At 72.4% G+C, this 6,475-nt stretch carries 6 protein-coding genes; 2 read left to right on the top strand and 4 right to left on the bottom strand.

Features of this window, described 5'->3' with window-relative positions; translation table 11 throughout:
• The first annotated feature begins 25 nt into the window (after nt 1-25).
• Entirely contained in the window at nt 26-598 is a 573-nt protein-coding gene (locus AB8Z36_RS27195) for a cysteine dioxygenase (RefSeq protein WP_440582005.1), read from the top strand.
• On the top strand, nt 589-984 hold the full coding sequence (locus tag AB8Z36_RS27190; protein WP_369216017.1) for a rhodanese-like domain-containing protein: 396 nt from the start codon (nt 589-591) through the stop codon (nt 982-984). The genes AB8Z36_RS27195 and AB8Z36_RS27190 overlap by 10 nt, the downstream gene beginning before the upstream one ends.
• A 23-nt stretch (nt 985-1,007) precedes the next feature.
• On the opposite strand, the gene AB8Z36_RS27185 is transcribed toward AB8Z36_RS27190, so the two are convergent.
• The 4 genes from AB8Z36_RS27185 to recA all read right to left on the bottom strand — a co-directional run bounded on the left by AB8Z36_RS27185 (nt 1,008) and on the right by recA (nt 6,363).
• Nucleotides 1,008-3,605 carry an FtsX-like permease family protein gene (locus AB8Z36_RS27185; protein ID WP_369216016.1) on the bottom strand — a complete coding sequence of 866 codons (2,598 nt, stop codon included), beginning with the start codon at nt 3,603-3,605 and terminating at the stop codon, nt 1,008-1,010.
• A complete protein-coding gene (locus tag AB8Z36_RS27180) occupies nt 3,602-4,348 on the bottom strand; it encodes an ArsR/SmtB family transcription factor (protein ID WP_369216015.1) in 747 nt (248 codons plus the stop codon). The genes AB8Z36_RS27185 and AB8Z36_RS27180 overlap by 4 nt, the downstream gene beginning before the upstream one ends.
• Nucleotides 4,349-4,494: 146 nt before the next feature.
• A complete protein-coding gene (gene recX, locus AB8Z36_RS27175; protein WP_369216014.1) occupies nt 4,495-5,235 on the bottom strand; it encodes a recombination regulator RecX in 741 nt (246 codons plus the stop codon).
• A 3-nt stretch (nt 5,236-5,238) separates the two neighbouring features.
• Nucleotides 5,239-6,363: a recombinase RecA gene (gene recA, locus AB8Z36_RS27170; protein WP_369216013.1), complete on the bottom strand. Its 1,125-nt coding sequence runs from the start codon at nt 6,361-6,363 to the stop codon at nt 5,239-5,241.
• Between the last annotated feature and the right edge of the window lie 112 nt (nt 6,364-6,475).

Genomic DNA, 6,475 nt, shown 5'->3' with positions numbered 1-6,475 from the left:
TCGCGAACCTTCAGGGACGGTATCCGTGTCTTCTCCCGCACCCTCCTCCACCCCGCTGACCTCCGCCGCGCACACGTCGGCSGTGCCCGCGTCCGCGCGTTCCGCGGGCCCCACCTCCGCCGAGCTCCTCGACTTCGTCCGCCGCMCCGCCGCCGACACCGCGCTCATCGCCTCGCTCCCGCTCGACCCCGAGGGCCGCACCTGGGTGCGCCTCGACGGTCCCGGCGGCAGCGAGGCGTGGCTGATCGGCTGGCCGCCCGGCACCGGGACCGGCTGGCACGACCACGCCGAGTCGGTCGGTGCCTTCCTCACCGCGGCGGGCACGCTCAAGGAGCACTCCCTCGCCGTCCGGCTGCCCACCGACGGCTGGAAGACCCTGGAGCTCTCGGACGGCGTCGACCGCGAACGAGAGCTCTCATCCGGCGAGGGCCGCGCCTTCGGCCGCAACCACGTGCACGAGGTGCTGAACGAATCCACCATGGCGCACGCCGTGTCCGTGCACGCCTACTACCCGCCCCTGCCGAGGATCCGCCGCTTCAGCCGCACCGGCGACGTGCTGCGCCTGGAGTCCACCGAGCACCCGGAGGACTGGCAGTGAGCGAGCGACCCATCGGCATCGACGAACTGCTTGAGCGTGTACGTGTCGACCTGGACCGTGTGACCCCCCATGAGGCGTACGACATCGCCGGGTCCGGAGGCCTGCTCGTCGACATCCGGTACGCGGCCCTGCGCGAGCGCGACGGTCTGATCCCCGGGGCGCTGGTCGTCGAACGCAATGAACTGGAGTGGCGTCTCGACCCCCAGGGCAGCCACCGCGCCCCCGAGGCCACGGGGCACGATCTGCGGGTCGTCGTGGTCTGCAACGAGGGCTACGCGTCGAGCCTGGCGGCTTCGTCACTGCGGCAGTTGGGACTGCGGTACGCGACGGACCTCGACGGCGGCTTCCAGGCCTGGCGCTCGGCCGGACTGCCGGTCACCACGTGACCACCTGAGCAGCACCGCCCCTGCTACTCCTTGGCCGTCGCCACGCTCACCGGAAGCGGTCCGAGCGCGGCCCGGCCCGGGAGAGCGGTGGCGGTCAGCGCGAGAAGTCCGGCGACGGCGACCACACAGACGTAGACCAACGGGGTCACCGTCGGCGCCGCGGCGCCGGTCATGCCGACGCTGAACGCGGTCAGGACGGCGAGTGCCACTCCGCTGCCGAGCGCGGTGCCGATGAGCAGGACCGACAGCGCCTCGGTGCGCAGCATGCGCAGCACCTGCCGCCGCGTGGCGCCCGCGAGCCGCAGCATCGCGAACTCCCGGATCCGTTCCGACACGGACATCGCGAGGGTGTTGACCACGGCGATCGCGGTGAAGGCGAGGACAAGACCCATGGCCAGGTGATTGACCTCGGCGTTGGCCTGCTGCCGCTTCGCCTCCAGACCGTCGAACGCGTCCGGCGTGAGCACGTCGATCCCCGAGCGGAATCCGGCACCCGCTCCCGGGAACTTCTCGACGAGCGCCGCGAGTTGTTCCTTCGTACGGTCGCTCCTGACGAGGACCGTGGCGGCGAGCGGGTTGTCGACGTGGCGGGCGACCCGGCCGTGCGCCATGGTCAGGTCTCCGAAGCCGAGACCGCGCGTGTACACGGCCCGGACGGTCAGTGCGGCCTTGGTCCCGTCTCCCAGGGTGAGCCTGAGCGTGCTTCCGGGTCTCAGACCGAGCTGGTCGGCGGCCAGTTCACTGACGGCGACACTGTTCGCGTCGAAGCCCTTCAGGGAACCGGCGGTGACGTCCGGGTCCCAGGTCCGGGTGAGCCCCGTCGGGGTGACTCCCTGCGCCGGGTACTTGTCGAGCCCCACGCGGACGGTGGTGCGCACCACCTCGGTGACGGCCTCGACCCCTTCAGCCCCGCGGAGCCTCTGTGCGGTCTGGGCGGGGACGCCGGGCCCCTGCGCGGCGAGCACCCAGTTCGCGCGGACGCCGTCGCGAGCCTGGGTCCTGGCCGCGTCGCCGAGGGTCGGCTGGACGAAGAGGACGGTGCAGGTCATGCCGGTGAGGAGAGCGAGGGGGGTGACAGCGGCGGCCATCCGGGCCGCGTTGCCGCGGAGGTTGGCGTGAGCGAGCCTGCCTCCCGGCCCGGTCAGCCGGAGCGGACCGCGCAGAAGAGCGGCCGTCGCCCGCACGACGAGCGGGCCGAGGGCGGCGATGGCACAGGCGAGGACCACCACGGCAAGGAACGTCACGGGGGTGGACGCCGCCTCCGTGTGCAGCACGCCCAGCACGGCGACCAGGACGGCACCGCCGATGAGCAGGACCAGACCGGCGATGAGGCGGCTCCGGCCGAGCCGGGCGGGCTCGACCCGCGCTTCGGCGAGGGCCTCGGCAGGGCGGATACGGACGATCCTGCGCCCGGCGATGCGGGCCGAGGCCAGGGCGCCGAGCAGGGTGACGGCGAGCGCGACGAGGGGTGGGAAGGGGCTGACGGCGCGTTCGAGGGTGGCGGGCACGGCACCCGCGTCCACGAAGCGCCCGTGCAGCCAGGCGCCGAGCGGGATTCCGGCGAGTGCGCCGGTGCCGCCCGCCACGGCGCCGATGAGCAGTGCCTCGCGCCCGAGGAGCCCGCGGATCTGCTTCGGCGTGGCGGCGACGGCGCGCAGCAGTGCGAGTTCGCGGTGGCGCTGCTGGACGGAGAGCGTGAAGGTGCCGACCACGACCAGGACGGCCACCAGCAGCGACGTGCCTCCCATGGCTCCGCCCATGCTCACGAGTCCGACGCGCGCGCCCGCCGCGTCGAGGAACTCCACGGGCCCGCGGTCTTCCCCCGCGCTGACCTGCGCGGTCGTGCCGTCCAAAGCTCGGGCGACAGCCTGCCGGAGGCCGTCGACGTCGGTGCCCGGCTTCGGCAGGACGCCGAAGGCGGTGACCTTGCCCGGATGCGCGGCGAGCCGCTCGGCTTCCGCCGGGGAGAAGAACAGCGAGGTCTGGTGGGCAAGGGCGCCGTGCTCGGGGGCGGCGACGCCGGTGACGCGGTAGTCGCGCGGGCTCCGGGTCGACTGGACGGTGAGGCGGTCGCCGGGCGCGAGCCCCGCACGCTCGGCGAAGTGCTGGTCGATGACGAGGTCGTCGGCGCGGCGCGGCCCGCTGCCCTCGACGAGACGGAAGGGCGTGAGCGCGGCGGACCTCCAGGCATGACCGTACGAGGGGCGGCCGCCGTCCCCGTACGAGGGGCGGCCGCCGCCGCTGTCGTCGCCGCCGGTCGTCAAGGGCTGGGCCAGGAAGGTCAGTTCGGGCAGGACCGTACCGACGCCCGCGACACCCGTGAGGCGTCTCTCGATGTCACGTTGCGGCAGCCAGGCCCGTTCGGCGAGCGGTTTCGCCTTGTGCTTGACCTTGGTCTTGCCCTTCTTGTGCTTGACCGTGGTCCGGTGAACGTTCTGGTCGGCGGAGACGACGACCGGAGCGGCGGCGTAGCGCTCCGTCTCGACGGTGCCGCGCAGCCCGGTCTCCAGGAGCGTGCCGCAGGCCGTGATGAGCGCGGCGGCACACATCAGCGCAAGAAAGGCACCAAGAAAGCCCCCCTTGCGGTCCCGGACCGTTTGCAGTGCGTAGCGCAGCATCATGGGGCGTCCGTCTCTTTTCGGTTGTCGCGTGCGTCGTCACGCGGGTGGTCGCGGGGCGCGGGGAAGGCCAGGAAGCGTGTGAGCACGGTGCGCGCGTCGGCGGGGGTGTCGCTGTCGGGCCGCTTGTAGCGGTTGAGCAGCGCGATGTACTCCTCGAAGAAGTCGCGGAGTTCGGGGAGGCTCAGCCGGATCGTGCCCCGGGAGAAGGGGAACGCGTCGGCCCACTCGTCGCCCCCCGGCTCGTACTCCCGCCGCGCCTGCTCAAAGAGGTCGAGGTCGGCGGCGTAGGAGTGCCGGTTGAGCTCGTCGATGACACGCCGCGTCCCGGGGGTCCGCCGACTGCGCGGCGGAAAGCGCCGGTCACCTGGAACGGCCCGCCACCAGCGCTCGCGGCCGTGCCCCGGCCCCGACCGGTCGCCCGCGGGCTCCTCGTCCCGCATCTCCTCGACGAAGCCGTGGCGGGCGAGTTCGCGCAGGTGGTAGCTGGTGGCTCCGGTGTTGAGCCCGAGGGCCCTGGCGAGCGTCGCCGAGGTCGCGGGCCCGCGCACGGTGAGGTGCTGCAACATCTGCTGCCGCCGCGGCTGCGCAAGCGCCTTCAGCAGCCGAATGTCACTCAGCTCTTCAGGGGCCGCGGCAAGAGCCCCGGCCGCAGTCGGGGACGGGGGCGGCACCGCGTCCGAGGGCCGCCCGGACGCGGGTCCGGTGTCCTCCGCCGCCTCGGGTGTGCCGGGTTCCTGAACCATGCGTACACAGTCGCCTGTGCACAGGTTCCTGTGCACTGCGGTGGTCCCGCGTCTCCGCAGGGGGGGGTTACCCCACCCCGCGGAGACGCGGTCCGGGATACGCGGTCCGCCGTGCGTGCCGCCCCACCCCCGTCGGGGCGGCACGCTCAGTACGCCTCGTATCCCAGGTCTTCCGTCTCTTCGCCCTCTTCCTCCAGGGCCTGCCGGACCACTCTGAGCGCCATGCCCTCCCCATAGCCCTTGCGGGCGAGCATGCCCGCGAGGCGGCGAAGGCGCTTGTCCCGGTCGAGGCCGCGCGTGGAGCGGAGCTTGCGGGCGACGAGCTCGCGCGCCGTCGCCTCCTCCTGCTCCGAGTCGAGCTGCCCCACGGCTTCGTCGATGAGCGTGGACTCCACGCCCTTGGTGCGCAGCTCCCGCGCGAGCGCACGACGGGCCAGGCCCCGGCCGTGGTGCCGGGACTCCACCCAGGCGTCCGCGAAGGCGCTGTCGTTGATCAGGCCGACCTCCTCGAAGCGGGAGAGCACCTCCTCCGCCACCTCGTCGGGGATCTCCCGCTTGCGCAGGGCGTCGGCGAGCTGCTTGCGCGTGCGCGGGGTGCCGGTGAGCAGGCGCAGACAGATCGCCCTCGCCCGCTCGGCCGGATCCGTCGGCGGCTCCCCCTTCTCGGCCCTCGACGAGGAAGGGGGGCCGCTGTCCTGGTGCTCGCCGAAGCCGCCGCGCCGCCGTCGGCGCCCGCCGCTTCGCCCGGCACCCTCCCGGGTGCCTCCTGTGCCGTCACCGTCCCAACCGTCGCGCTGCCGCTCCACACCGTCCCCGTGGCCCCGCCCCGCGGCGCCGGGGCGGCTTTCGGGGACGGTGTGGTCCGCCCAGTCGGTTCGTCGCGTCACGGCCTAGCTCTTGGCCGCCGCGGCCTTGGACTTGGTGGCCTTGGCCGCCGGAGCGGGCACCGCCTTGGCGGCGTCGTCGGCCGGGACCGTGCCCGCCGCGTCCGCGCTCGGCTCCTCGGCCGGAGCCTCGGGCTTCACACCGACGCCCAGCTTCTCCTTGATCTTCTTCTCGATCTCGTTGGCGAGGTCGGGGTTGTCCTTCAGGAAGTTGCGGGCGTTCTCCTTGCCCTGGCCGAGCTGGTCGCCCTCGTACGTGTACCAGGCGCCCGCCTTGCGGACGAAGCCGTGCTCGACGCCCATGTCGATCAGGCCGCCCTCGCGGCTGATGCCCTGGCCGTAGAGGATGTCGAACTCGGCCTGCTTGAAGGGCGGCGCGACCTTGTTCTTGACGACCTTGACGCGGGTGCGGTTGCCCACCGCGTCCGTGCCGTCCTTCAGGGTCTCGATGCGGCGGATGTCCATGCGCACCGAGGCGTAGAACTTCAGCGCCCGGCCACCGGTCGTGGTCTCCGGGGAGCCGAACATGACGCCGATCTTCTCGCGGAGCTGGTTGATGAAGATCGCGGTGGTCTTGGACTGGTTGAGCGCGCTGGTGATCTTCCGGAGCGCCTGGCTCATCAGACGGGCCTGGAGACCCACGTGCGAGTCACCCATCTCGCCCTCGATCTCCGCGCGCGGCACCAGGGCGGCGACGGAGTCGATGACGATGAGGTCGAGGGCGCCGGAGCGGACCAGCATGTCGACGATCTCAAGCGCCTGCTCGCCATTGTCCGGCTGGGACAGGATGAGGTTGTCGATGTCGACGCCGAGCTTCTTCGCGTACTCCGGGTCGAGGGCGTGCTCCGCGTCCACGAACGCCACCGCGCCGCCCGCCCGCTGGGCATTGGCCACGGCGTGCAGCGTGAGGGTCGTCTTGCCGGAGGACTCCGGGCCGTACACCTCCACCACGCGGCCGCGCGGGATGCCGCCGACGCCGAGCGCGACGTCGAGCGCGGTCGACCCGGTGGGGATGACCTCGATGGGCTCGTTCGGCCGCTCGCCCATGCGCATCACTGCGCCCTTGCCGAACTGTCGTTCAATCTGTGCGAGCGCGGCGTCGAGCGCCTTCTCGCGGTCGGTTCCTGCCATGGGTTCCACCCGATTTGCTTGAGTCGATCGCTTCACGTCAAAGACGCTAACGCCTGCCACTGACAATCCGCCCCGACGCCCGTCCAGCCTGTGGATAACTGGCGGTCATCCC

Origin of the sequence: Streptomyces flavofungini, from assembly GCF_041028215.1 — a bacterium.
Taxonomy (GTDB): domain Bacteria; phylum Actinomycetota; class Actinomycetes; order Streptomycetales; family Streptomycetaceae; genus Streptomyces; species Streptomyces flavofungini_B.
The sequence above is the reverse complement of the archived record's forward strand: the minus strand, read 5'-3'. Positions and strand labels throughout refer to the sequence as shown.